The sequence below is a fragment of the Campylobacter concisus UNSWCS genome (assembly GCF_000466685.1).
Classification (GTDB): Bacteria; Campylobacterota; Campylobacteria; order Campylobacterales; family Campylobacteraceae; genus Campylobacter_A; species Campylobacter_A concisus_A.
Map to the genome: position 1 here is coordinate 1 of NZ_ANNG01000112.1, position 1,190 is coordinate 1,190.

The 1,190-nt window shown below is 37.4% G+C and carries 1 protein-coding gene; it reads left to right on the plus strand.

Going from position 1 to position 1,190, the window contains the following annotated elements; genetic code table 11:
* Positions 1-25: 25 nt before the first annotated feature.
* Positions 26-1,190: cache domain-containing protein (locus tag UNSWCS_RS11065; protein WP_035144161.1), on the plus strand; the 1,165-nt coding region annotated here is incomplete at its 3' end.

Consider the following 1,190-nt stretch of genomic DNA (forward strand, 5'->3'; position numbering starts at 1 on the left):
GTCAATCACCAATAAAATAGCACTAATGCTAATAGTTGCTCTATGTATATCGTTTGTGGCTATGTCAGCCGCTAGTTACTACACTGCCCAAAACAAAACAACCGAGCTAGTCACGCAAACACAGCGCCAAATTCTAAAAGATGTTAAAAATGCAATGGATACATTTTTTAATAACAATCTTCATATCGTGAATAGTATGTCTTCTATCCTGTCTAAGCTAGACGAAAACCGCAACGGCATCGACGCCATCTTAGCTCAAGCCAAATCGATGTCAAATAAAGAGGTTGGGCTTGTTTATGCTGGCTATAATGACGGTGCGATGTACCGCTCAAATGGCAAAAATGAAACCCCAAAAGATGGCTATGATCCAAGAGCTAGAGACTGGTATAAACTAGCTAAAGAAAAAAATGGCATTACCTTTACTGATCCTTATGTATCTGCATCTTTGCAACAAATGGTTATAAGCTTCGTTGCTCCTATAAAAGATATCGGTGTAACAGCGACAAATGTTAGCATCGAAGAGCTAAGCAAAGAGATCATGAGTATCAGCAAGACTGATTATAGCTATGCTTACGTAGTAGATAAAGATGGCAAGATCATCATCCATCCTGACAAAGAACTAGTCGGTAAAGACAATCCAACCACAAGCAAGCTAGTCGCTAGATATAAAAATAAAGAATTTAATGAAAACGGTCTAATTGCCTATAAAAACACAAAAGGCGAGGATAGATATGCTGACTTTATAGAGCTAAACGATCGTGGCTGGCTAGCTATATCTGCTATGCAAAAAGATGTATTTACCACAAATACTATGCCCCTCCTAAAGATCCAGCTAATCTTAGCAGTGCTATTTATCGTTATCCTTTCAGCATTTGTCTATTTCTTACTTAAAAAGTCTCTTAACCCTATAAAAACTATCCAGTCTAAGCTTGATGATGTGTTTAAATTTGTAACTTACGAAGCAAAAGCACCAAGCAAGCTAGAGGTAAGATCAAATGATGAATTTGGCGAGATGAGCAAAGCCATAAATGAAAACATCGATAAAGTCGTAGCTGGCATCAAAAAAGATAGCACTATGATAGATGAGCTAAATAAGGTAGCAAATTTAATGATCAAAGGAAACCTTGGAGCAAAGATAGGCTCAACTCCAAACAACCCATCGCTAAATGAGCTAAAAGAGCTACTAAATA